The sequence below is a fragment of the Panacagrimonas perspica genome (genome assembly GCF_004364935.1).
In the GTDB taxonomy this organism is placed as follows: domain Bacteria; phylum Pseudomonadota; class Gammaproteobacteria; order Nevskiales; family Nevskiaceae; genus Panacagrimonas; species Panacagrimonas perspica.
In genome coordinates, this window is record NZ_SOBT01000009.1 from 82,324 (window position 1) to 105,726 (window position 23,403).

Annotated in this window: 23 protein-coding genes; 15 read left to right on the forward strand and 8 right to left on the reverse strand. The window is 66.4% G+C overall.

Annotated features, from left to right (window positions below; translation table 11 throughout):
* Positions 1-5: 5 nt before the first annotated feature.
* From DFR24_RS11885 to DFR24_RS11900, 4 genes are all read right to left on the reverse strand, one after another.
* Entirely contained in the window at positions 6-1,004 is a 999-nt protein-coding gene (locus DFR24_RS11885; protein ID WP_133881639.1) for an NAD(P)H-dependent glycerol-3-phosphate dehydrogenase, read from the reverse strand.
* A 10-nt stretch (positions 1,005-1,014) separates the two neighbouring features.
* Positions 1,015-1,542 carry a protein-export chaperone SecB gene (gene secB, locus DFR24_RS11890; protein WP_133881640.1) on the reverse strand — a complete coding sequence of 176 codons (528 nt, stop codon included), beginning with the start codon at positions 1,540-1,542 and terminating at the stop codon, positions 1,015-1,017.
* A 78-nt stretch (positions 1,543-1,620) separates the two neighbouring features.
* Complete coding sequence (gene grxC / locus DFR24_RS11895) at positions 1,621-1,878, reverse strand: glutaredoxin 3 (RefSeq protein WP_133881641.1); 258 nt, start codon at positions 1,876-1,878, stop codon at positions 1,621-1,623.
* A gap of 10 nt (positions 1,879-1,888) precedes the next feature.
* Positions 1,889-2,311, reverse strand: coding sequence for a rhodanese-like domain-containing protein (locus DFR24_RS11900; RefSeq protein WP_133881642.1), 423 nt, complete (start codon positions 2,309-2,311; stop codon positions 1,889-1,891).
* A 78-nt stretch (positions 2,312-2,389) separates the two neighbouring features.
* Here DFR24_RS11900 and DFR24_RS11905 point away from each other — a divergent pair, with 78 nt between their 5' ends.
* The 11 genes from DFR24_RS11905 (at position 2,390) to DFR24_RS11955 (ending at position 14,306) form a co-directional block, all read left to right on the forward strand.
* On the forward strand, positions 2,390-3,580 hold the full coding sequence (locus DFR24_RS11905; RefSeq protein WP_133881643.1) for a murein hydrolase activator EnvC family protein: 1,191 nt from the start codon (positions 2,390-2,392) through the stop codon (positions 3,578-3,580).
* Between the two features lie 57 nt (positions 3,581-3,637).
* Positions 3,638-4,990: a DUF1329 domain-containing protein gene (locus tag DFR24_RS11910; protein WP_162851176.1), complete on the forward strand. Its 1,353-nt coding sequence runs from the start codon at positions 3,638-3,640 to the stop codon at positions 4,988-4,990.
* Between the two features lie 46 nt (positions 4,991-5,036).
* Positions 5,037-5,528 (forward strand): DUF4124 domain-containing protein, encoded by a 492-nt coding sequence (locus DFR24_RS11915; RefSeq protein WP_133881645.1) that lies wholly within the window; start codon positions 5,037-5,039, stop codon positions 5,526-5,528.
* Between the two features lie 21 nt (positions 5,529-5,549).
* Positions 5,550-6,413: an SDR family oxidoreductase gene (locus tag DFR24_RS11920; protein WP_133881646.1), complete on the forward strand. Its 864-nt coding sequence runs from the start codon at positions 5,550-5,552 to the stop codon at positions 6,411-6,413.
* A gap of 190 nt (positions 6,414-6,603) precedes the next feature.
* The gene (mscL, locus tag DFR24_RS11925; RefSeq protein WP_133881647.1) at positions 6,604-7,005 is read left to right on the forward strand and encodes a large-conductance mechanosensitive channel protein MscL; all 402 of its coding nucleotides are present in this window, start codon (positions 6,604-6,606) and stop codon (positions 7,003-7,005) included.
* Positions 7,006-7,085: 80 nt separating this feature from the next.
* A complete protein-coding gene (locus DFR24_RS11930) occupies positions 7,086-8,396 on the forward strand; it encodes a hypothetical protein (protein WP_133881648.1) in 1,311 nt (436 codons plus the stop codon).
* A gap of 99 nt (positions 8,397-8,495) precedes the next feature.
* Complete coding sequence (locus DFR24_RS11935; RefSeq protein ID WP_133881649.1) at positions 8,496-9,620, forward strand: NAD(P) transhydrogenase subunit alpha; 1,125 nt, start codon at positions 8,496-8,498, stop codon at positions 9,618-9,620.
* A gap of 10 nt (positions 9,621-9,630) precedes the next feature.
* Positions 9,631-9,939 (forward strand): NAD(P) transhydrogenase subunit alpha, encoded by a 309-nt coding sequence (locus tag DFR24_RS11940; RefSeq protein WP_133881650.1) that lies wholly within the window; start codon positions 9,631-9,633, stop codon positions 9,937-9,939.
* Between the two features lie 5 nt (positions 9,940-9,944).
* Complete coding sequence (locus DFR24_RS11945; RefSeq protein ID WP_168710417.1) at positions 9,945-11,384, forward strand: NAD(P)(+) transhydrogenase (Re/Si-specific) subunit beta; 1,440 nt, start codon at positions 9,945-9,947, stop codon at positions 11,382-11,384.
* A 126-nt stretch (positions 11,385-11,510) separates the two neighbouring features.
* Positions 11,511-12,938, forward strand: a complete 1,428-nt coding sequence (locus DFR24_RS11950) for a mannose-1-phosphate guanylyltransferase/mannose-6-phosphate isomerase (protein WP_133881652.1) — start codon at positions 11,511-11,513, stop codon at positions 12,936-12,938.
* A 27-nt stretch (positions 12,939-12,965) separates the two neighbouring features.
* On the forward strand, positions 12,966-14,306 hold the full coding sequence (locus DFR24_RS11955; protein WP_133881653.1) for a phosphohexomutase domain-containing protein: 1,341 nt from the start codon (positions 12,966-12,968) through the stop codon (positions 14,304-14,306).
* A gap of 94 nt (positions 14,307-14,400) precedes the next feature.
* On the opposite strand, the gene DFR24_RS11960 is transcribed toward DFR24_RS11955, so the two are convergent.
* Together DFR24_RS11960 and fabR are read right to left on the reverse strand one after the other, a co-directional pair.
* On the reverse strand, positions 14,401-15,738 hold the full coding sequence (locus DFR24_RS11960) for an OmpP1/FadL family transporter (protein WP_162851178.1): 1,338 nt from the start codon (positions 15,736-15,738) through the stop codon (positions 14,401-14,403).
* Positions 15,739-15,950: 212 nt separating this feature from the next.
* Entirely contained in the window at positions 15,951-16,589 is a 639-nt protein-coding gene (gene fabR, locus DFR24_RS11965; RefSeq protein WP_162851179.1) for an HTH-type transcriptional repressor FabR, read from the reverse strand.
* A 186-nt stretch (positions 16,590-16,775) separates the two neighbouring features.
* Between fabR and DFR24_RS11970 the strand changes: the two genes are divergently transcribed.
* The 4 genes from DFR24_RS11970 (at position 16,776) to DFR24_RS11985 (ending at position 20,750) form a co-directional block, all read left to right on the forward strand.
* Positions 16,776-17,867: a ferredoxin reductase gene (locus tag DFR24_RS11970; RefSeq protein WP_133881656.1), complete on the forward strand. Its 1,092-nt coding sequence runs from the start codon at positions 16,776-16,778 to the stop codon at positions 17,865-17,867.
* Positions 17,868-17,910: 43 nt separating this feature from the next.
* A complete protein-coding gene (locus DFR24_RS11975) occupies positions 17,911-19,062 on the forward strand; it encodes a fatty acid desaturase family protein (RefSeq protein WP_133881657.1) in 1,152 nt (383 codons plus the stop codon).
* Positions 19,063-19,221: 159 nt separating this feature from the next.
* Positions 19,222-20,067: an AAA family ATPase gene (locus DFR24_RS11980; protein WP_133881658.1), complete on the forward strand. Its 846-nt coding sequence runs from the start codon at positions 19,222-19,224 to the stop codon at positions 20,065-20,067.
* A 14-nt stretch (positions 20,068-20,081) separates the two neighbouring features.
* Positions 20,082-20,750, forward strand: a complete 669-nt coding sequence (locus DFR24_RS11985) for a glutathione S-transferase family protein (protein WP_133881659.1) — start codon at positions 20,082-20,084, stop codon at positions 20,748-20,750.
* A gap of 92 nt (positions 20,751-20,842) precedes the next feature.
* On the opposite strand, the gene DFR24_RS11990 is transcribed toward DFR24_RS11985, so the two are convergent.
* Positions 20,843-21,499 carry a TetR/AcrR family transcriptional regulator gene (locus DFR24_RS11990; protein WP_133881660.1) on the reverse strand — a complete coding sequence of 219 codons (657 nt, stop codon included), beginning with the start codon at positions 21,497-21,499 and terminating at the stop codon, positions 20,843-20,845.
* Between the two features lie 277 nt (positions 21,500-21,776).
* Positions 21,777-23,216 carry a DUF3336 domain-containing protein gene (locus tag DFR24_RS11995; RefSeq protein WP_246051636.1) on the reverse strand — a complete coding sequence of 480 codons (1,440 nt, stop codon included), beginning with the start codon at positions 23,214-23,216 and terminating at the stop codon, positions 21,777-21,779.
* Positions 23,217-23,403 lie beyond the last annotated feature (187 nt).

Genomic DNA, 23,403 nt, shown 5'->3' on the forward strand with positions numbered 1-23,403 from the left:
GCGAACTACTCCGTCTCGGCCTTCGACGGACGCGTCGCGAGGTTCTTCACCGCCTGCACCGGCGTGATTTCGCCGGCGATCAGCCGCACGACCTGCTCGGTGATCGGCATGTCCACGCCGACGCTGCGCGCCAGGCGCAGCACTTCGGGCGCCGCCTTCACGCCCTCGACGACCTGCTGAATCTCCTCGATCGCCTGCGGCACGGTCTTGCCCTGTGCCAGCAACAGACCCATGCGCCGATTGCGCGACTGGTTGTCGGTGCAGGTCAGCACCAAGTCCCCCATGCCGGCCAGACCCATCAGCGTCTCCGGCTTCGCGCCCAGCGCCTCTCCTAGCCGCATCGTCTCGGCCAAGCCACGGGTGATCAGCGCGGCGCGCGTATTCGCCCCCAGGCTCATGCCGTCGGCGATGCCCACGGCGATCGCCATGACGTTCTTCGCCGATCCGCCGATCTCGACGCCGACGACATCGTCCGAGGTGTAGGCGCGAAAACCATCGCCGTGCAGCGACTGCGCGATCAGGTCTGCGAAGGACTCGTTGAGCGAGGCGACCGTCACGGCGGTCGGTAATCCCAGGCCCATTTCCTTGGCGAACGTCGGCCCCGAAATCACGGCCAGTGGCCGTGCCTCGCCCAGAACGTGGGCGACGACTTCGTGCACCAGCCGCCCGCTGCCCGGCTCGAGCCCCTTGCAGGCACAGGCCAGGCCCTGCTCGGGACCCAGCAGCGGGGCGATGCGCTCAAGCGTCTCGCGCAACGCGTGGCTGGGCACGACGATCAGCACGTGTGCCGCGCCCTGCACCGTTGCCTCGAGATCGGACGTCGCCGTCAGCGAAATCGGAAAGTGGCAGCCGGGCAGATAGCGCGCGTTGACGCGGGCCTGCTGCATCGCCGCCAGCTCGGCTTCGTTGCGGCCCCACAGGCGCGTGGGTGTTCCCCTGCGCGCCAGCTGGATCGCCATGGCCGTACCGTAGGAACCCGCACCGAGCACCCCCAGGCCGATCATGGCGCTGGACTCAGTGTGCGGGTGCCGCGTTCGGATCCGCGACCGCCCGATTGCCTTCGGCTTCGGCGCGCTGGCGGGCCAGATGCTCCAGATACATCGCCTCGAAGTTGATCGGCTGCAGCAGGAGCTGCGGGAAGCCCGCCTTCTGCACGAAGTCCGCCACCGCCTCGCGGGCGAACGGGAACAGCAGGCTGGGGCAATAGCCGCCGAGAATCGCGCCGCGTTCGGCGTTGTTGGCAAAGCCGCTCACCAGGAAAACGCCGCCCTGCTGGACCTCGACGAGAAAGACTGTTTCGTCCCCGTGCTTCGCCGTCACCGTAATCGTGATCACGATGTGGAAGTGATCGCCTTCGAGCTTGCTCGTCTGCGTGGAAACGTTGACGTCGATCTGCGGTTGCGCGGTGCTCGAGAAGATCAGCGGCGCGCCGGGCACCTCGATCGAGGCGTCCTTGACGTAGATCTTCTGCAGCATCACCTGGCGGGTCGGCGCCTGGCCGGCGGGATCGGCGGTGCCGGAAGCGGGGCCTTGTTCGGCCATAATCTTGTTCTCGTCTGGGGTGAGGATCCGCCGGGGTACCCGGCGGGGGCGCAAGGATAACGCGCCCTCGGTCCCCGATCAGCCGCCCTGGAGCAGCGGGTCCAGCTTGCCAGCGCGATCCAGAGCCGAAAGATCGTCGAACCCGCCGACGTGCGTCTCGCCCACGAAGATCTGCGGAACGGTACGCCGGCCGGTGATCCGCATCATCTCCTCACGCAGTCCGGGATCCCGGTCCACACGCAGATCCTCGTAGCGCACACCCTTGTCGTCGAGCAGGCGCTTGGCCATGACGCAGTAGGGGCACATGAGGGAGCTGTAGACGCGTACGGCGTGCATGGGGTGTCCGTTATTTGGCCGTCACCGGCAGGTTGCTCTGCATCCATCCGTTGAGACCGCCGCGGATGGGATAAGCCTCGGAGAAACCGAGCTTGCGCAATTTGCCCGCCGCCTCGACGCTGGAGCCGCCCAGCGCGCAATACAGCAGGATCGGACGGGCCTTGTCCTTGAACTCGGTCGCGCGCTCCTCGATCTTGGCCGCCGGAATGTTGATGGCGTTGAGCAGGTGGCCCTTCTTGAAATCCGCCATCGCTCGAAGGTCGACGATCACGGGTTCACGGTCGTTGATCATCCGCACCGCCTCGAGCGGCCCCACACGCTTGCCGCCGGTGACATTGCCGTGCACCTCGTTGGCGACGATCGCGAGCAGCACGGTGCCGAACGCGGCGAACAACGCCAGATGATTGCCGAAGAAGTCGATGAACTGCTGCATGAGGGGGGAACGATTCGCGAATCGGGGCACCGGACACGAACTGCAAGAACCAGGGAAGCTGCGGAGGGTGCGCCGGGCGTGACACCATCGCGTATGCCGATTATCGCATCGCGTCCCCGGGCGCTCCAAACGCTGCTGCTGGTAGCGCTGCTGGGACTTGCAAACGTCGTGCCGCCCGCGCAGGCGGCCTCGGACGAGGCACGACGCGAAACCGAACTCAAGCAGCTTCGGGAGCGCATCGCCGAACTCGACCGGGCGATGGCCACCGACCGCCGCAGCCAGGATTCGCTGCAAAGAGAGATCGAATCCGCCGAAGAGGACCTGACCGCCGCTGCCCGCCGTGTGCGCAAGGCGGAGTCCGAGGTCGCCGCCCAGACCCGGGAGGTCGAAAGCGCGCAGCGCGCGCGCGCCGCCGCCGAAGCCCAGGTCGGCCAGCGCCGCGAGGATCTCGCCCGTGCGCTCAGGGCCCACTACATGGCCGGCAGTCCCGGGCGGATGCAACTGATCTTCCGACTCGACCAGCTGGCCGCGCTCGATCGGCTGGACGCCGACTCCAGCGCGGTCGCCCGTGCGCTGCAGAAGCGCCTGGCCGACCTGCAGGCCACCATCGAGCAGCTCAAGATCGCCGAGACGACGCTGGCGCAGGAGCGCGAAGCGCTGGCCGCGCGAAGCGCCGAGTCGCGCGAGGCGCTGGCGGCCTTGAAGACCGCCCAGGAAGAGCGACGCGGAAAATTGGGCCAGCTGGCCAAACGGGGTACCGACCGCGCCGCCGAACTGGCCCAGGCGCGCGCCGAACAGGGCCGCGTGCAGAAGCTGCTCGACGATCTGCGGCGGGCGCTGAAGGACTCGCCGATGAAGTTCGAGCGCGGCACGCCGTTCAAGTCGCAGAAGGGCCGGCTGCCCTGGCCGCTCAAGGGTCCGCTGCTGGCCAGGTTCGGCGCGCTCAAGGGCGGCGGACCGCTGACCTGGAGCGGCTGGTGGATCCAGGCCAGCAGCGGTGCCCCGGTTCGCGCCGTCGCCGACGGCCGCGTGGTCTACGTCGGGCGCATGCAGCGCTACGGCCTGATGGTGATCCTCGACCACCCGGGACAGTACCTGTCGCTGTACGGGCACCTCGATGACACCGAAGTCGAGGTGGGCGAAGTGGTCAACGCCGGCACGCGCATCGCGTCGGCCGGCGCCACCGGCGGGCATGAACAGAGTGGTGTCTACTTCGAGATTCGGGAGGGAACCAACGCCGTCGATCCGCGTCCCTGGCTGGTCCCCTGATAAATTCCGCGTTCTGGTGGTCAAAACGCACAACGACGGTGGGTTGAAGAGATGAGGGTGAGGCGACTGCTGTGGGGCCTGGTACTGGCTTGCGTGCCGATGGTGTCGATTGCGAAGGTGACCGAAGAGGACGCCCAGCAACTGCGCAACCGGCTGACGCCGATGGGCGCCGAGCGCGCGGGCGACGAGGACGGGACCATCCCGGAGTGGCGTGGAGGCATGACCGCGCCCCCGCCCTGCTACGTCGCCGGCGGGCGGTATTGCGATCCTCACCCCGAGGACAAACCCTACGTGACGATCACCACAGGTACGCGCGAGGAATGGCGCGACTACCTGTCGGCCGGCCACATCGCGCTGCTCGAAGCCAATCGCAAGACGTTTCAGATGAATCTGTACCCCTCGCGCCGCACGTTCGCCAATCCCGGCGCCGTCTACGACGCCGCCTACCAGAACGCGATCAAGGCCACCCTGTCTCCGGGCGGCAACGCGGTTCGCGAGGCGCGGATCGCCGTCCCCTTCCCGATGCCGACGGCTGGGGCCGAAGTGGTGTGGAACCACCGCCTGCGCTGGCGCGGCCCGGCGTACCGCCGCGTCCTCACCCAGGCCTCGGTAACCCCCTCCGGCGAAGCGACCCTGCTGTCCCTGCGCGAGGATGCCGACTTTCCGTACGCCCGCGGCGAACTGGGCGAGGACGGCGTGGCGCAGCAGTGGCTGTGGGTGGTCCTGCTGCCCGAGCGCCTGCAGGGCTATCTGATGATGGTCAAGGATTCGATCGACGGCGATGGCGTGCCGCTGACGGCCTGGCGCCAGCAGCCGCGCGAAGGCGAAGTCGCCCGGCGCATGCGCAAGTCGCGCATGTTCGGCTTCGACAACAACATGATGCTGTCCGATGACCTGCGTTTCGAAGACCAGCTCGACGGGTTCTTCGGCAGTCCCGAGCGCTACACCTGGCGCATCGTGGCGCGCCGCCCGATGGTGGTGCCGTACAACAGCTACGCGCTGCACTCGGGCCGCAAGACGCTGCGCAGCATCATCCGCCCGGCGCATCTCGATCCCGCGCTGGTCCGTTACGAATTGCATCGCGTGTGGGTGGTGGAGGCGGAGCTCAAGCCGCAGGCCCTCCACCGTCACAAGCGCCGCACGTTCTACTTCGACGAGGACAGCTGGCAGCTCCTGATGGTCGACTTGTACGACCGCACCGACAAGCTGTGGCGTTTCCAGGAAATCCATCCGCTGATGGCCTACGACCGCGCCACGTTGATGCCGGCCGTGGAAGTGCAGTACGACCTGGCCTCTTCGCGCTACCTGCTGCAGGGCATCGACGAGAACGACCCCGAGCGTGCCGAGATGGCCTTCAACCCGGAACATTTCACGGTGTCGGGCGCGCGCGATTCCGCGCCCAAAAAATGACCCGCGTATGATGATTCGACCCTGATGCAACCGTAAGCGGAACCCCATGAAACGGTCTTTCTGGCTTGCACCCCTGCTGCTTCTGCCGGTGATGGCGCTGGCGGACGCCACCGTCTACCGGTGGACCGACGCGACGGGCCAGGTGCATTTCAGCCAGACGCCACCGGGCGCCGGCAAGCAGTACGACATGATCCAGGGCAAGCGCGCGGCGTCGACGACGCCCACGGGAGACGATGCGACCCCGGCGGGACCTTCGGCCGAGGACGTCCGTGCCCGGGAAAAGCAGTTCATCGAAAAGGCCGAAGCCGACCGGCGCGCGAAGAACGAGGCCCGGGAAAAAGAGAAGGTTGCCCGCGAAGAGTCCGTGCGCAAATGCACCGCGGCGCGCGATCGCGTGAGCTTCCTCGAGGAACGCACCGCACGCAGGCTCGTCACCAAGGCGGACGACGGCAACTACGCGCGTGTCCCGGAAGACGAATTCCTGAAGCGGCTTGATGCGGCGAAGAAAGACGTCGCCGACAACTGCGGCAAGTCCTGATCCTTCTTGGCGGCGGCTTCGATGAGTGACGCAGCGGTGCTGATCGTCGGGTGCGGCGATATCGGGATGCGCGTGGCGCGTCTGCTCCAGAAATCGGGGGCACGCGTGACCGGGCTCGTACGTTCGTCCGAATCCGCCGCCGCGCTGCACGCCCAGGGACTCGACGCGCAGACGATCGATCTCGACTCCCCCACCCTCACGCTGCCCGCCGCTGATCGCGTGTTCTGGTTCGCACCGCCGCCCACGCAGGGGGAGCACGATCCGCGCCTGCGACGCGGTCTGGCTGCGCTGCGCTCGCGCTTGCCGCGCCGCTTCGTCTACATCTCGACGTCGGGCGTCTACGGCGATTGCGATGGCCGATGGATCGATGAGGACGAACCACTCAAGCCGCAGTCGGAGCGCGGCAAGAGGCGGCTCGATGCGGAACGCGCGCTTGACGAGTTCGGCGGACAGACCCGCTGCGAAGTCGTAGTCCTGCGCGTGCCCGGCATCTACGGCCCCGGCCGCCTGCCGATCGAACGCCTGCGCCGGCAGCTGCCGGTGGTGCAGGAATCCGAATGCCCGTGGACCAACCGCATCCACTCGGAGGATCTCGCCGCCGTTGCGCTCGCCGCCATGGATCGGGGATGCGCGGGCGCCGCCTACAACGTCGCCGACGGGCAGCCGACGACGATGACGGACTACTTTTCGCAATCGGCGCGCCTGCTCGGCATGCCCGAGCCACCGCGCATCACGCTGGCCGAGGCACGCATGCAGCTGACCCCCGCGCTGCTCTCGTTTCTCGAGGAATCCAAGCGTCTGCTGACGACCCGCATGCACGCGGATCTGCGCGTGAACCTGCGCTACCCGAATCTCGCAGCCGGTCTGCGCAGCTGCCTCGAGTAGAGCCCGCGCCGGTATCGGGCACGACGTGCAACGCCGGGCCACGATCGAACGCTCGCTCCCGGCCCACGTCATCTCGTCGCGATGCTGCGACCACACGGCCTTCCCACGAAGCGTCCGGCATCGCGATGCCTTCCACTGATGGCTAGAATTCGTCGAACCGGCCTCGTCGGTCGCACGCTGGAGATTTCAGATGAGCATGGTTCAGGAGTTCAAGCAGTTCGCGATGCGCGGCAACGTCGTCGATCTCGCGGTCGGCGTCATCATCGGCGCGGCCTTCGGCAAGATCGTGTCCTCGCTGGTCGGCGATGTCGTCATGCCGCTGCTCGGCCTGATCGTCGGCGGCGTCGATTTTTCCGACATGGCCATCACGCTCAAGGCCGCCGAAGGTGAAACGCCTGCGGTGCTGCTGAGCTACGGCAAGCTGGTGCAGTCGACCTTCGACTTCATGATCGTGGCGTTCGCGATCTTCGTGGTGGTCAAGGGCATCAACCGGATGAAGAAGGCCGAGGTTCCTCCCCCTCCTCCGCCGCCCCCGGGTCCGAGCAACGAAGAGAAGCTGCTCGCGGAAATCCGCGACCTGCTGAAGAAGTAGGAACGCTGCTCCAGAGGCCCGCGCAAGCGGGCCTCTTTCTTTCTGCCGCTCCAGGCCTGCGGCGCCACCACAGGGATACCGTGAACGGATTCGGGATCCACGACGAGGCGGCCGATCAGCGCATGTCGGCCTCGAACCTGGCGGCCTACCTGCCGCAAATCCTGCTGTACCCGCTGCGCGGTCACTGCCCGCCGGTGATCCTGCTGGTGACGCTGCTGCTCGGCATCGGCAGTCGCTCGATCGTCGCGCTGGTGCCGCTAATCGTGGGCGTGCTGTGGGCCGCGCACTACGCGGTACGCGTCATCGAGAACACCAGCTACGGTCACGCTGCGCCGCCGCGCCTGACCGGCGACGCGCTGATGCTGGCCGATGCGATGACCTGGTCAGCCCTGGTTGCGCCGGCCCTGCTGCTGGTTCTGCACCTGAAGGCGCCGGGCGTCACCGTCATGCTGCTCGCAGCCTTGTTGCCCGCCCACTGGATCGCGCTGGCCACGACGCGAAGCCTGGTGGCCGCCAGCCACCCGCTGCGACTGCTCCACATCATCGGCGTCACCGGCGTGGCGTACGTGGGGACCTGCGCGCTGCTGATCGGCGCGGCACTGCTCGGCGACTGGCTCTCGGCGCACGTCTCCAGCCTGCTGGTCGTCGCTGCCTGGCTGTATCTGCTGTTCGCCGCCTGCCATCTGCTCGGCTTCGTCGCCTATCACCGTCACGAGCGCCTGGGCCTGGGGGTGCACGTGGTCCGGCCTTCCCGCGAGCGCGAGCTGGACGAGGCGCAGAGCCAGCGCCTCGAAGCCCTGCTCGCACAGATCACGACGCTGCGCACCCGGCGCGACAACGAGGCCGCCGCCAAGCTGATGCACGAAACGGCACCCGGCCCCGCCGACGCCCGGCGCTTCCACGAGGACTTGTACGAGCGGCTCAAGGCCCTGCCCGCGCGAGGCCTGGCGCTGACGCAGGCAGCGCGGATGATCCCGTTCCTGCTCGACCGCAAGCAGGTGGATCGCGCGCTGGAGATCTTCGAGAACGCACTGGATCTCGACGCGAGCTTCCGCTGCGAGTCCCCGCTGCACCTGCCGCCGCTGGCCGAACGGGCCTTCGAGACGCGGCAGACGCGCCTGCTGGGCCGCCTGCTCGAGTCGGCCCAGGCCTCGTTCGACGGCGACCAGGCGCTGAAGCTGCTGGACGGCATCCACGTCCGCAAGCTCATGGAACTCGACCGCGACGAGGCGGCCGCCCGCCGCCTGCTGGCGAGCCTGGGCAGCCTCGACGGCCATCCGAAAGCCGCCGAGCTGGAGACCTACGCCCAGGTGCTGGCGGTCGGAGCGACCGGAGCGGCGACGACGACCGGCCAGGCCCGCGAAACGGAGCCCCGGCGGCCTACGAACTAGGGCTTTCTGCAACGCGCTTCCGCTAGACTTGTGCCCTCAGCGGCGCCCCGGTGCATCGAGGGCGCCCACTATTCGAATCATCCGGGAAGGGAGTTCTGCATGCCGGTCAAGATCGCCGTGCTCAAGGAAACGGCGCCGCGCGAAAAGCGCGTCGCTCTGGTGCCCGCCGTAGCCGACAAGCTCGCCAAGCTCGGCGCGGAGCTGTACCTGCAGTCCGGAGCGGGCCTGGCGGTGAAACTCGCCGACGCCGCCTACAAGAACGTCACTTTCGCCGCCAACCCGCAGGGTCTGGTGAGCGACGCGGACATCGTGCTCGCGGTGCAGCCACCGCCGCTCGACGTGATCGACGCGATGAAGGAAGGATCGATCCTGATTTCCTTCATCTATGCCCACAAGGAAACCGCACTCACCGCGAAGCTGCGCGATCGCAAGATCACCTGCTTCGCGATGGAACTGGTGCCGCGCATCACGCGCGCGCAGGCGATGGACGCGCTGTCGAGCCAGGCTGCTCTGGCCGGCTACTACGGCGCGCTCACCGGCGCGACCAGCATCGCGCGCATGATGCCGATGACGACCTTCGCCACCGGCTCGATCCGTCCGGGCACCGTGCTGGTGATGGGCGTCGGCGTGGCCGGCCTGTCCGCCATCGCCACGGCGCGCCGCATCGGCGCCAAGGTGGAAGGCTACGACGTGCGTCCCGAGGTCAAGGAGCAGGTCGAGTCGCTCGGCGCGAAGTTCATCGACACCGGCGTCGACGCCCGCGGTACCGGCGGCTACGCACGTGAGCTGACGGCGGAGGAGAAGGAGAAGATCGCCGCGGTCGTCACCAAGCACATCCAGGCGGCCGACATCATCATCACGACGGCCGCGATCCCGGGCCGTCCCAGCCCGAAGCTGATCAGCAAGGCGCAGGTCGACGGCATGAAGGCCGGCGCGGTGATCATCGACCTCGCGGCGGAAGGCGGTGGCAACACCGAGTACACGCAGCCGGGCGAAACGATCCAGGTCGGCCAGGTCACCATCGTGGCGCCGCTGAACGTGCCGTCGCTGCTCGGCGAGCACGCCAGCGAGCTGTACTCGAAGAACCAGTACAACCTGATCGAACTGTTCGTGAAGGACAAGGCGATCAACATCGACTGGACCGACGAGGTGCTGGCCAAGACCTGCCTGACGCACGGCGGCGAAATCAAGAACGAGATGGCCAAGAAGGCCGTCGAGGGCTAAGGGGAATCACATGGAAGCGCATACCGTCCTGACGGGCTTCGTCGCCCTCTACATCTTCATGCTCGCGGCCTTCACCGGCTACGAGATCATCGGCCGCGTGCCGTCGATCCTGCACACGCCGCTGATGTCGGGCAGCAACTTCGTGCACGGCATCGTCGTCGTCGGCGCGATCTACGCGACGCTCAACGCGACCACGATGCTCGAACAGGCCATCGGCTTCTTCGGCGTGCTGCTCGGAGCGGGCAACGCCGCCGGCGGCTACGTGGTGACCGAGCGCATGCTCGAAATGTTCAAGCCTTCCGACAAGAAGAAGGGATAAGCGCCATGAGCCCGCAATTCATCATCGACGCAGCGTTCATCGCCGCCGCATTCCTGTTCATCTACGGCCTCAAGCGCATGTCGTCCCCGGTGACGGCGCGCTCGGGCATCGTCGTCGCAGGCTGGGGCATGCTCGTAGCCGTACTCGCGAGCTTCCTCTACACCTTCGGCGTCGCCGAGGCGGCCAAGCCGCACCTGACGACCAACGCCATCGTCGCGGCGGTGGCCCTGGCCATCGGCGTGTCCTGGGCCTGGTGGAGCGGCAAGAAGGTCGCGATGACCGCGATGCCGCAGATGGTCGCGCTCTACAACGGCATGGGCGGCGGTTCGGCCGCCGCCATCGCCGCGATGGTCCTGCTGCAGCCGGCGGTCGAAGGCGGCCACAGCGGTGACCTGCTGCACTACGGCGTCACCGTGTTCGGCGGCCTGATCGGCGCGATCTCGCTGTCCGGTTCGCTGATCGCCTGGGCCAAGCTCGATGAGCGCATCAAGGGCACCTGGCGTTACACCGGCCTGCAGGCCGTCAACGGCGCGGTGATGCTGATCACGCTCGGCATCGGCGGCTGGATCGTGTTCGCTGCCGGCGGGCACGCACCGCCGATGATCGTGGTGGGCTTCTTCGTCGCTGCGCTGGTGTTCGGCGTGTTCATGACCATGCCCATCGGCGGCGCCGACATGCCGGTCGTGATCTCGCTGTACAACGCCTTCACGGGCCTGGCCGTCGGCATGGAAGGCTACGTGCTGCAGAACCCGGCGCTGATGATCGCGGGCATGGTGGTCGGCTCGGCCGGCACGCTGCTCACGCTGCTGATGGCCAAGGCCATGAACCGCAGTGTGTCGAACGTGATCTTCTCGAACTTCGGCGCCACCGGCGGCGAAGCCGAGGGCGAGATCAAGGGCTCGATGAAGCCGATCGACGCCGGCGACGCCGGCATCCAGATGCGCTACGCCAGCAAGGTCATCATCGCGCCGGGCTACGGCCTGGCGGTGGCGCAGGCGCAGCACAAGCTGTTCGAGTTCGTGAAGCTGCTGCAGGCGGCGGACGTCGACGTGAAGTTCGCGATCCATCCGGTTGCTGGCCGCATGCCCGGCCACATGAACGTGCTGCTTGCCGAAGCCGGCGTGCCGTACGACATCATCTACGACATGGAAGACATCAACGCCGAGTTCAAGGAAGCGGATGTCGCCATCGTCGTCGGCGCCAACGACACCGTGAATCCGGCGGCGCGCACCAACAAGTCCTCGCCGATCTACGGCATGCCGATCCTCAACGTCGACATGGCCAAGCAGGTGTTCGTGGTCAAGCGCGGACAGGGCAAGGGCTACTCGGGCGTGGAGAACGAACTGTTCTTCAAGGACAACACCAACATGGTGTACGGCGACGCCCAGAAGGTCATGGTGTCGATGATCCAGGCCGTGAAGTCGCTCGACGGCGGCGGACATTGAGAATCCGGGTCCGGCCTCACCGCCGGACCCGCCCGTTGCACTGCCCGGACGCGGGGGCCGTTTCGCCCGCCCCCGTTATTGCATACGCTGGCCGTCGTTCCCACGGATAGGCGTAGAGCCTCTTTCATGACCGTCGTTCCTGTCCTGATGGCTGGCGGCTCCGGCACGCGCCTGTGGCCGCTGTCGCGCGCCTCGTACCCGAAACAGTTCCTGCGCCTGCTCGACCACGACAGCCTGCTGCAGGCCACCGTGCGACGCGCGCGCCAGATCCCGGGCGCGACACCGCCGCTGGTGATCGGCAACGAGAAGCATCGCTTCATCATTGCCGAGCAGCTCCAGGAGATCGGATACGAGCATCCGGACATCCTGCTCGAGCCCGAAGGCCGCAATACCGCGCCCGTGGCGGCGGTTGCCGCGCACTACGTCGCCCAGAAGTACGGGCCCGACGCGATCGTCTTCCTGATGGCGGCGGACCAGACCATCGCGGATGCGCCGACCTTCGTCACCAGCGCCAACCTCGCGGTGAAGGCGGCGCTGGCCGGCCGCCTGGTGACGTTCGGGATCCAGCCGCAGGGCCCGGAGACCGGATTCGGCTATGTCCGTGTAGGCGCACCGCTCGCCGACGTGACCGGTGCATTCGAAGTGTCCGGCTTCTTCGAGAAGCCCTCGCTCGAACGCGCGCAGGGGTATCTCAGCGAAGGCGGCTATTACTGGAACGGCGGCATGTTCATGTTTCGCGCCTCCACGATGCTCGGCGAGCTCGAGAAGCTCGAACCCGAGATGCACGCCAAGGCCGGAGAATCGCTCGCCGCCGGCGCGCGTGATCTCGATTTCGTGCGCCTCGAACCCACCGCGTTCAAGGCCTGCCGCAGCGATTCGATCGACTACGCGGTGATGGAGAAGAGCCGGAACATCGCGCTGGTTCCGCTCGACGCGGGGTGGGACGACGTCGGCTCCTGGACCTTCCTCTCCAAGCTGCCCGCCGCGGATGCGCAGGGCAATCACGCGCGCGGCAACGTGATGTTCGAAGGCGCGAGCAACAATCTCGTGCAGACGGGAAAACGTCTGGTGACGATGCTCGGCGTCGAGAACACGGTCGTCGTCGAAAGCGACGATGCGATCCTCGTGGCCTCGCGCGATCGCCTGCAGGACGTCGGCAAGATCGTGAAGCGGCTGCAGTCGGAGAAGCGTCCCGAGGCCGACAGCCTGCCCAAGGTCGCGCGACCCTGGGGCTCCTACGAAACCATCGCGATCGCCGACCGCTTCCAGGTCAAGCGCATCCTGGTGAAGCCCGGACAGAAGCTCTCGCTGCAGATGCATCACCACCGCGCCGAGCACTGGGTGGTCGTGAAGGGCACCGCGCGTGTCACCTGCGGCGAGAAGGTCTTCCTGCTCACCGAGGATCAGTCGACGTACATCCCGCTGGGCACCACGCACCGCGTGGAGAATCCGGGCAAGGTGCCGCTCGAGATGATCGAAGTGCAGTCGGGTGCCTATCTGGGCGAAGACGACATCGTGCGCTTCGAAGATGTCTACGGCCGCACGGGCGGCTGAAGTCGAAGACGACGAGGATTCCATCCGATGAGCTGTTTCAAGGCCTACGACCTGCGTGGGCGTGTACCCGACCAGCTCAATCCGGACATCGCGTATCGCCTGGGCATCGCCTACGCGGAACAGTTCGGGCCCCGTCGGGTGGCGCTGGGTCGCGACGTGCGCACGTCGTCCGAGCCGCTGTTGCATGCACTGGCCCATGGCCTGGTCGCACGCGGAGTCGAGGTGCTGGACCTGGGGCTCGCGGGAACCGAGGAGTCGTACTGGGCCGCGCAGCAGCCCGGCGTGGACGGCGCCATCGAAGTCACCGCCAGTCACAACCCGATCGACTACAACGGCATGAAGCTGGTGCGCGCCGGCGCGATTCCCGTGTCCGGTGACACCGGGCTGCGTGAACTGGAGAAGCGCGTCCTGGCGATGGACGTCACGGCACCCGCCGGCGCACCGAAGATGACGCCGACGGATTTTCGCGCGGGCTATGTGAAGCACTTGTTGTCGTATGTCGACATCGCCCGGCTCGCCCCGCTGAAGATCGTCGTCAACGCCGGCAATGGCGGCGCGGGGCTCGTCGTCGATGGCCTGGCGCCGCATCTGCCGTTCGAATTCATTCGCGTGCACCACGAGCCGGACGGTACGTTCCCGCACGGCATTCCCAATCCGCTGCTGCCGGAGATGCGCGCCGACACGGTGCGCGCGGTGCGCGACACCGGCGCCGATTTCGGCGTCGCCTGGGATGGCGACTTCGACCGCTGCTTCCTGTTCGACGAGCGCGGCGAATTCATCGAGGGCTACTACATCGTCGGCCTGCTGGCGCAGGCGCTGCTCGCGAAGAATCGCGGCGCGAAAGTCGTCCACGATCCGCGCCTGACCTGGAACACCGTCGAGATGGTCGAGGCCGCCGGCGGCGTGCCCGTGCTGTCCAAGACCGGCCATGCGTTCATCAAGGAGCGCATGCGCGCCGAGAACGCCGTCTACGGCGGTGAGATGAGCGCGCATCACTACTTCCGCGACTTCGCGTACTGCGACAACGGAAACATTCCATGGCTGCTCGTGGCCGCGCTGGTGTCCGCATCCGGAAAGCCGCTGAGCGCACTGGTGTCGGAGCGCATGGCGCGCTTCCCCTGCAGTGGCGAGATCAATCGCACCGTGCGCGACATTCCCGCAACCATCGCCGCGGTCGAAGCGCATTACGCGGCGCAGGCACCCGCCATCGATCGCACCGATGGCCTGAGCGCGGATTTCGGCGTCTGGCGCTTCAACCTGCGCGGGTCGAACACCGAACCGGTGATCCGCGTGAACGTGGAATCGCGCGGCGACGAGAAGCTGATGCAGGCGAAGACGACGGAGTTGCTGGGCCTGCTCGGCGCCTGAGCCCGCGTAGCCCGGACGAAGTCCGGGGTTGCGCTCCGCATGCGAGGGGATCCCGGACTTCGTCCGGGCTACGGGCGAGTGCTACCTGCCGGACTCACCAGCTCTTGCTGATCTGCAGCGTCCACGCCGCCAGGCCGTATTCCTCTTTCGATCGCTCGGTCCCGGGCCGACCGTAAGGCTGCTCGGGATTCCGGTACGTCTCGCTTTTCGGGCCCTGGATCTGCATCGAGGAACCGAACTCCCATCCCTCGCCGAATTTGTGGGAGAACCCGAACGCGACCTCGAAGTCGGCGGTGAGGTTGAGCGTCGGGGTCAGCGTCTCGTTGGGAACCGCGTTGCCCGAGATGTTCACGCCGGCACGCAGCACCGTCTTGTCGCTCCAGTTGTGTGCGATGCCCAGCGCGAGGATGTACTGGTCCTTGTGCTGGAGCGACTGCGCGAAGTAGATCTCGGCCGGCGCCTCGGCGCTGTCCGGGCGCGTTCCGGTGACCGTCACGTCGCGCAGTGCATGCGACCAGTCGAGCCAGTTCAGTTCGGCGGCCAGCATCCATTTCGGCGTGAACTGCCACGCGAAGCCGGCACCGAATTCCTGCGCGAGCGCGAACCCGTCGATGTGCACGTCCTGATACTTCACGCGCCCGAGTCCGAGCGATTCGTAGTTGAGCGTGGCCGTGCCGTTGCGCAACTTGAGATCCGTCTCGGTGGAGTAGCTCACGCCGAGCGTCAGGTTGGGCGTCTGCTTGTACATCACGCCCACGCGGCCGTTCCAGCTCAGCCCGTCGGCACCGTCGATGCGCAGGCCGATGAAGTCCGGCAAGGGATCGGGCGCCTCGGGTGTGGGCTCGGGTCCATCGAACGAGGTATTGGGAAACAGCTTCTGGCGCGTCGACGAATACGTCAGGTTCAGCCCCAGCCCCAGGCTGAGCTTGTCGTTGGCCTGCCACGCCACCGCGCTCGCGAGCTTGGTGACGCCGAGCACCGCCGAGTACTCGTCACGCGTTCCGTAGATGGTGTTGAGATCCTTGTACCCCACGCCGGTGCCGCCGGAGACGAAGACGCCGACACCGAAACGAAGATCGGGGTGATACGCCTGCGTGACGTACGACTGATTGGCGAGAATGCCGAGCGGCGAATCCATCGACGCCTCGTCGTTCACCTCGTCCGCGTGCTTGTAGTTGAAGGCCCAGAACGGCACGAGCGAGCCGTCGTAGCGCGTCCCCTTGATCTGCGTCATGCCCGCCGGGTTGATGTTGATGGCATTGCCATCACGCGAAACCGGAATGTCCGCACCGCCCAGGCCGAGCGATTCCGGCCCGAATCCCACGACGTTGAGTCCGTTGCTCGCAAACACCGGCGCGGGCCCGAGCACCATCGCCACCAGTCCCATGCGGCGCGCGGCGCGCACGAGGCGCAGGCGGTGTTGGAGTTTCATCTCCTCTCCTGAGGTGGTGGACGGACGATGCATGACGCTGCGAAGTGGAGATCCGCTGCATCGGAATTGTCGCGTCCGCGTCCGCACGGGCATCAGTGGGGCAGTTCCGTATTGCTGGATCGCAGCATCGACGCGCGCGTCGGACGCGCAGAGGCGTCGAGGATTTTTCTTGTGCGGAACAGCTATCGCGCGCTGCTACGCGATATCCCGATTCAACCCATGGGCAGTTTCGTCCCCGGCTTCCACGCCAACCCGCCGAGCACGATCACGCGCAGCTGATCGGTGAGCGTCTTGGCGATGGCGCCCTGCGTGTCCGGGTGATCCATCGGAAGCTCGAGCAGTTCGCCGAGCGCCGACACCACGGTGTTCACGAGCAGCGTCGCCATCATCTCCACGTCGTCGCGCGGCAGCTGGCTGAAGTGCGGGAACTTGGCGAAGTCCGCGGCGAGGTCGATCGTGAAACCACGCACCTCGCGCGTGATCGATTCACGCAGCGGCGCCGATCCGCCGTAGCGCTCGCGCAGCAGGAAATGGAACGCCGAGCGGTTCGCGTTGACGTAGTGCAGGAACGTGCTCGTCGAGGCGGCCAGCATGTTGTCGCCCGGCGCCTGCGTGGTGCGCGCCGCACGGATCAGCTTGCGCAGCTGCTGGCAGGTGTCGTCCACGAGCGCGAGCCCCAGCTCGTCCATGTCGCGGAAGTGCCGATAGAACGAGGCCGGCACCACCCCCGCGTCGCGCGTGACCTCGCGCAGCGACAGGCTCGCGAAGCTGCGCCCGGTCGCGACCATCGCGATGGCGGCGTCCAGCAACGATTGCCGCGTCTGCTGCTTCTTTTCGTCGCGGATCGCCATGGAGGGCGCAGGTCGATCGGGTGGAGGGGCGCCATTTAAACACGCTTGTACGGAACAAAAGTCCATTCCGCTCATGGACATGAGGATCGAGGGTGACCGCTCGTCGGAATATAAGTGAACACTTGTTGACTGAATTTCGGACCTCGGGCATCGTGTGAACGCTTGTTCACCCAAACGGAGTCACCGATGTCCTCGCCCCGCCCCGTCCAATTTCTCCGCCGCGCCTTCGGCCCGCTGGTCGAACCGGCGGTGTTCAACTTCTGGGCGCGCGAAGTCGGCAGCACCGCCAGCCGCGACCGCGTGCTGGCCCGCGTCACGGCCAAGCGTGCTGAATCCAGCCGCGCGGTTACCTTGGAACTGCAGCCGAACCGCCATTTCGTGGGCTTCAAGGCTGGCCAGCACGTGAACCTCACGGTCGAGATCGATGGCCGTCGCGTCACGCGCAGCTACAGCCTCACCGGCGTCCCGAACGCCGAAGGCAGCTTGAGCCTGACGGTGCAGAAGATCGAAGGCGGCCAGGTCAGTGCACATCTGTTCTCGAATCTGCAGGTCGGCGATGTCGTCGAGCTCGACGCGGCCTTCGGCGAGATGACCCTGCCGGAGACGCTGTCCGCTCCGCTGCTGTTCCTGGCGGCCGGCAGCGGCATCACGCCGCTGATGAGCCTGACGCGCGAGCTGGCGCAGCGCGGCATGCCGGTCGAGACCACGCTGATCTACTGGGCGCGTCACCGCGCCGATCTCTGCTTCCTGTCCGAGCTCAAGGCCCTGGCCGCCAAGGAGCCGAAGTTCCGCTTCCTGGTGGCGCTGACCGGCGACGCCGCCATCGGCACCGACGAACTGCGCGGTCGCCCGAGCAGCGAGCTGCTCGCCAGCGCCGTCGCATCGCTGTCCTCGCAGAGCGTGTACGCCTGCGGCCCGGCCGGCTTCGTCGAGCAGGTCGAGACGCTCGTCGCGCCAATCGCGCGCAGCTTCCAGTCTGAGGCCTTCACGCCGCCGACGTTCACGCCGGCCGCGTCCAGCCAGACGGTCACGCTGATGCTCGCCAAGAGCAACCGCGTCGTCACCGTGCGTTCGGGCGAGCCGCTGCTCGCCGCGCTCGAGGCGCAGGGCATCAAGCCGCCGTCGGGCTGCCGCATGGGCATCTGCAACACCTGCGCCTGCGGCAAGCGCGAAGGTCTGAGCCGCAACCTGAAGAACGGCGGCGAGAACGCCGAACCGGAAGCCAACCTGCGCATCTGCGTCAGCAGCGCGCAGTCGGACCTCACGCTCGACCTCTAACCCTTGATCGTTCGTCACCCGCAACGAACCGGAGTCCACTGAAATGAACACCCCCGACCGCAAGCTGACCCCTGCCGAGATCGACGCCTTCGGTGCCGAGCTCGACGCGCTGCGCGCGCGCACCGTCGCCAAGCTGGGCGCGGAAGACGCCAAGTACATCCGCAACATCGTGCGCACCGTGCGCTACACCGAAGTCGCCGGCCGCGCGCTGCTGATGGCCGGCATCTTCCCGCCGGCCTGGATCCTCGGAACCATCACGCTGGGTGTCTCGAAGATCATCGAGAACATGGAGCTGGGCCACAACGTGATGCACGCCCAGTACGACTGGATGAACGATCCCGAACTCAACGGCCAGACCTACGAGTGGGACACCGCCTGCACCGCCGACCATTGGCGCCAGACGCACAACTACGAGCACCACACGTACACCAACGTGATGGGCAAGGACCACGACATCGGCTACGGCGTGCTGCGCCTGTTCCCGGAGCAGAAGTGGGAGCCGCGCTTTCTCGCCAACCCGATCATGGCGCTGCTGCTGATGACCTTGTTCCAGCACCTGCTCGCGCTGCAGAGCCTGCAGCTCGAGAAGCTGCTCAGCGGCGAGAAGACCTTCGCGGAAGTGAAGGAGCAGGCCAAGCCGATCCTGAAGAAGATGCGCAAGCAGATTGCCAAGGACTACCTGCTGTTCCCGGCACTCGCCGGCCCGTTCTTCCCGATCGTGTTCGCCGGCAACGTCGGCGCCAACCTGATCCGCAACTTCTGGTCGTCGGCCATCATCTTCTGCGGCCACTTCACCGAGGACGCCGAGGTGTTCCCGCTGGAGTCGCTGGAGAACGAGTCGCGCGGCCACTGGTACCTGCGCCAGCTCAAGGGCTCGAGCAACCTGGAAGGCAACAAGCTCATGCACATCATGAGCGGAAATCTTTCCCATCAGATCGAGCACCACCTGTTTCCGGACGTGCCCGGCCGTCGCTACGCCGAGATGTCGGTGGAAGTGCGCGAGATCTGCAAGCGCTACGGCCAGCACTACAACAGCAAGCCGTTCTTCAAGCAGCTCGGCGAGGTCGCGGGACGCATCCTGCGCCATGCGCTGCCGAGCAAGCCTTCGTCCGACAAGCCGTCGTCGAAAAAGCCGAAGCTGGTGTCGAAGAAAGCCAGCCCGGTTGTGCGCGAGGAAGAGCTGCTCGCGGCCTGAAGTCCATTCGTGCTCCCTCTCCCCGCTGCCGCGGGAGAGGGAGAACAGCGCGCGAGTGCCGTGAAGGGTTCGGTATTCCGGCTTTCCATGCCCGTTCAGCAGCGTTTCACGGCACTCGTCCTTTAGACTGCGGGTCTTCCCCCGACGCCGAGATCTGCCGTGCGCTTTGAAGGTACCGATAATTACGTCGCCACCGACGACCTGAAGATGGCGGTCAACGCCGCCGTGACGCTCGCCCGCCCTCTGCTGGTCAAGGGTGAACCGGGCACCGGCAAGACGCGCCTCGCGCAGGAAGTGGCCGCCCAGCTCGACATGCCGTACTTCGAGTGGCACATCAAATCCACGACCAAGGCCCAGCAGGGCCTGTACGAGTACGACGCGGTATCGCGCCTGCGCGACTCGCAGCTCGGCGACGAGAAGGTCAAGGACATCTCGAACTACATCGTCAAGGGCAAGCTGTGGGAAGCCTTCGAATCCGGCAAGCGCCCGCTGCTGCTGATCGACGAGATCGACAAGGCCGACATCGAATTCCCGAACGACCTGCTGCGCGAACTCGACCAGATGGCGTTCTACGTCTACGAGACGCGCCAGACCGTCACCGCCGCCAACCGGCCGGTGATCATCATCACGTCGAACAACGAGAAGGAGCTGCCGGACGCGTTCCTGCGCCGCTGCTTCTTCCACTACATCCGCTTCCCGGACAAGGACACGATGCAGAAGATCGTGGACGTCCACTTCCCGGACCTGAAGAAGAACCTGGTCAAGGAAGCGATGGAAGTGTTCTTCGGCCTGCGCGAACTGCCGGGCCTGAAGAAGAAGCCGAGCACGTCCGAACTGCTCGACTGGCTCAAGCTGCTGCTCGCCGAGGACATCGACCCGACGATCCTGCGGGAGGCCAGCACCAAGAAGACGCTGCCGCCGCTCTACGGTGCGCTGCTGAAGAACGAGCAGGACGTGCACCTGTTCGAGCGCATCGCGTTCATGGCCCGTCGCAACAACAACTGAGCGCCGCCCATCTCGTGATCATCGTCCACCACCTCGAGAACTCACGCTCGCAACGCGTGCTGTGGCTGCTCGAGGAGCTGGGCGTTGCGTACGAGGTCAAGCGTTACGAGCGCGACAAGAAGACGATGCTCGCGCCGCCGGCACTCAAGGCGGTGCATCCGCTGGGCAAATCGCCGGTGATCACCGACGGCAACGTCGTCGTGGCCGAGTCCGGCAACATCATCGAGTACCTGGTCGAGACTCACGGTGGTGGCCGACTCGTGCCGGCAGCAGGCACGCCGGATCGGCTGCGCTATCGCTACTGGCTGCACTACGCCGAAGGCTCGGTCATGCCGCTGATGGTGATGACCTTGATCTTCGGCCGTCTCGTGCCGATGTCGCCGGCGCTGGTGCGGCCGTTGGTCAAGGGGATCGTCGCCAACGTGAAGACGCGCTTCCTCGGCCCGCAGACGAAGCTGCACCTCGACTACATGGAAGCCGAGTTGGGCAAGTCCGAATGGTTCGCCGGCTCCGAGTTCAGCGCGGCCGACGTGCAGATGAGCTTTCCACTGGAAGCCGCTGCGAGCCGCGGCGGCCTGGATGCCTCGCGGCCCCGATTGAGCGCGTTCCTGAAGAAGATCCAGGCGCGTCCGGCCTACCAGCGCGCGCTCGCCAAGGGCGGCCCTTACGAGTTGCTGCGATAGTCGACGCATCGCCGTAGCCCGGACGCAGTCCGGGGTTGCCCCTTATTTTTGAAGCGACATCCCGGACTTCGTCCGGGCTACGGCGGCCTGGTTCAGCGCGGCGCGATCCCGCGCGCGACCATGTCCATCATCGCGTCGACCTCGGCCGGCGGCGGCACCTTGCCGGTCCACAGGCACCAGCGCATGCCGATGAAATGACCGGCACCGATCAAGGCCCAGGCGCGAATTTCGGCATTGCCCGAAACAAGCTCGCCCTTGCGCGCCGCGAGTTCGAGATCGTCCGCATAGCTCTTGGCCAGGCGCTCGTAGTAATCGCGAAAAACCGATTCGTCGATGAACTGTGATTCCTGCACGATCCGCAGCAGCCCGCGATGCGTGCACGAGAATTCGAAGAACGCATCGATGCCCATGCGTTCGGCAGCCATCCGGTTCGGCGCATTGGCAGCGGCTTCGCGAATCGCACGACGCAGATTGCGCCCGATCTCGCGCACCAGCGTGACGAAGACTTCGTCCTTCGAACGGAAGTAGAGATAGAACGTCCCCTGACCCACGCTCGCACGCGTGGTGATCGAACTCACCGACGCGGCGTGGAATCCCTTGCTACCGAATTCTTCTTCGGCCGCGGTCAGCAGTTTGCGGCGCGTCGCTTCACCGCGCGCCGTCGCCGGCACCAGCGGCTCGAGCTGCGAGGCGGGAATGTGTTCGTGTTGATGGTGGTGATGCTGGGACAACGGCGATTCAAGGATCATGTGGCCGATTCCTGTAGGAAGCAGGTCGCTCGCGCGGACCAGGAAGCCGCCACACGACGGGTTCGCATCGAAGATGTCGGCCTGCGCCGACCACCCACGGCACAAGCAGAACAGGCATTCGGGTCGATCGCGTCAATGCGGCGTCCGATCTGCCGCTCCGGGCCCAAACGGACCGGAACTGCAAACCTGCGGCCACTTTCCCAGCCGCGACGCATACGCGCGTGGCCAACGCGACCAGCGGCCCGATCGGGCAGAAACCCGGTCTATGACGCCGTCGTCAGCTGAGGACTCGCAGCCGCGAACGTGGCCGCGCCGAAATCCGCTTCAGGTGTCGATCCTTGAGGATCAGCGTGCAATCCTCGAAGGCGCGCGAAATCGCCGTCTGATTGCGGATGCGATCCAGCTTGGGCCAGGTCGCGCGCTCGCCTTCCTGGATGTACTTGGCCAGCTCACGCGCATCGAGATTGCTGAACATGCGCAACAACTGACGCGGTGTGTGCCGCGGCAGGATGTTGATGTCGCCCGAGTAGCGCTGCGCGATCACGGCGTTGAGTTGATCCGCCACGCGCCGTACCGGCGACTCCTGCAGGTGCGTGCGCGCCAGGCGCACGGTGCCACGGCCGGCGTTCAGCACCACCTGCCGCGCCAGCGGCAGCAGGCCGCTGCGTCGCGCATGGTCGTTGACCATGAACGGCACCACGTGCGGATTGGTCTGGCTGACGATGTAGTGATTGACGTTGTGCAGACGCGCCAGCCGCAGCATCGGCAGGTCGCTGTACACGGTGCCGTCGATCCAGCGCTTCGACGGAAGATAAGGGACGACCTGGCCTTCGAAGTCGCGCGCCGTGAGCTGCACCGGCGGAAACACGCCCGGCACGGCGCAGGACGCCAGCACCGCGCGGCCGAGCAGCACGTTCGGTGCGGTGAGGTAGTTCAGCAAGCGGCCCTGCTGATGCTCCTCTGCCGCGGAGACGGTGACGCCGATGATCCGGCGCGTGCGCTGGAACGCCTCGGTGAACGTCTCTTCGCCGACGTTCGTGGCAAGGCACTGTTCGAGCTGCGCCGGATTCATCATGCCGCCGGACTTGAGCGCGTTGCGCAGGCTGACGCGCTGGAACGCCCCGAGGTTCAGCGATTCACTGTCGAACAGCTGCGGCATCTGTTCGTCGGTGCGCGTACCGACCATGCCGCCGATGATCGCGCCGGCACTGGATCCGCTGATCACGCGAGGTAGCATTTTCTGCTCGAACAGCGCCTTGATCACGCCCAGGTGGAACATGCCCAGCGTCGCACCGCCCGACAGCAGCAGCGCGCTGCGACCGAAGCTGGTGCCGGTACGCTTGAAGAAGACGATCTTGTCGTCCTCGGAGAAGTCCGGAAAGTCACCGGCGCAGATGTAATCCAGACAGCGCACCACTTCCGAGACGTACTCCTCGATCAGGCGCTTCGTGCCGACACGCGCGAAACCGTACAGCGACGGCGCGGTGACGTTGCCGAGATTTCCGTGCAGGCCCTCGTTCAGGGCGTGCACCAGCCGCTGGACTTCGCCCGCCGAGCGCAGGCGCCGCATCTCGGCCAGGCGCTCGCGGATCAGCAGGTGATCGTAGTCGTCGCTGGCTTCGTCCTGCTTCCAGGCTTCGGCACCTTCAAGGCGGTCGACATCCAGCGCGATCTCGCGCCATTCGTCGTATCCCTGCGCATTGTCGAGCTCGCGCAACCGGGACGTCAGGGGACTGCGAACAGAACGATAGGCCAGCATCGCGGAAGTTTAAGCCATGGCCTGTTTCACTCCGCATGGCCGGACAGCCTTGCCGCGAGCCCTCACGGACCATGTGACGGCGCCGTCGCCCAGGTTCCGGCACCGCGCGATCCACGCGGGAGACCCGCCCGGTATCCGCTTAGAC

Coding starts and splice junctions, on each gene's coding strand:
- DFR24_RS11920 (WP_133881646.1), top strand. CDS start 5,550: ATGAGTGACGCAGCGGTGCTGATCGTCGGGTGCGGCGATATCGGGATG.
- DFR24_RS11940 (WP_133881650.1), top strand. CDS start 9,631: ATGGAAGCGCATACCGTCCTGACGGGCTTCGTCGCCCTCTACATCTTC.
- DFR24_RS11935 (WP_133881649.1), top strand. CDS start 8,496: ATGCCGGTCAAGATCGCCGTGCTCAAGGAAACGGCGCCGCGCGAAAAG.
- DFR24_RS11960 (WP_162851178.1), bottom strand. CDS start 15,738: ATGAAACTCCAACACCGCCTGCGCCTCGTGCGCGCCGCGCGCCGCATG.
- DFR24_RS11990 (WP_133881660.1), bottom strand. CDS start 21,499: ATGATCCTTGAATCGCCGTTGTCCCAGCATCACCACCATCAACACGAA.
- DFR24_RS11885 (WP_133881639.1), bottom strand. CDS start 1,004: ATGATCGGCCTGGGGGTGCTCGGTGCGGGTTCCTACGGTACGGCCATG.
- mscL (WP_133881647.1), top strand. CDS start 6,604: ATGAGCATGGTTCAGGAGTTCAAGCAGTTCGCGATGCGCGGCAACGTC.
- DFR24_RS11970 (WP_133881656.1), top strand. CDS start 16,776: ATGTCCTCGCCCCGCCCCGTCCAATTTCTCCGCCGCGCCTTCGGCCCG.
- secB (WP_133881640.1), bottom strand. CDS start 1,542: ATGGCCGAACAAGGCCCCGCTTCCGGCACCGCCGATCCCGCCGGCCAG.
- DFR24_RS11975 (WP_133881657.1), top strand. CDS start 17,911: ATGAACACCCCCGACCGCAAGCTGACCCCTGCCGAGATCGACGCCTTC.
- fabR (WP_162851179.1), bottom strand. CDS start 16,589: ATGGCGATCCGCGACGAAAAGAAGCAGCAGACGCGGCAATCGTTGCTG.
- DFR24_RS11950 (WP_133881652.1), top strand. CDS start 11,511: ATGACCGTCGTTCCTGTCCTGATGGCTGGCGGCTCCGGCACGCGCCTG.
- DFR24_RS11945 (WP_168710417.1), top strand. CDS start 9,945: ATGAGCCCGCAATTCATCATCGACGCAGCGTTCATCGCCGCCGCATTC.
- DFR24_RS11900 (WP_133881642.1), bottom strand. CDS start 2,311: ATGCAGCAGTTCATCGACTTCTTCGGCAATCATCTGGCGTTGTTCGCC.
- DFR24_RS11955 (WP_133881653.1), top strand. CDS start 12,966: ATGAGCTGTTTCAAGGCCTACGACCTGCGTGGGCGTGTACCCGACCAG.
- DFR24_RS11915 (WP_133881645.1), top strand. CDS start 5,037: ATGAAACGGTCTTTCTGGCTTGCACCCCTGCTGCTTCTGCCGGTGATG.
- grxC (WP_133881641.1), bottom strand. CDS start 1,878: ATGCACGCCGTACGCGTCTACAGCTCCCTCATGTGCCCCTACTGCGTC.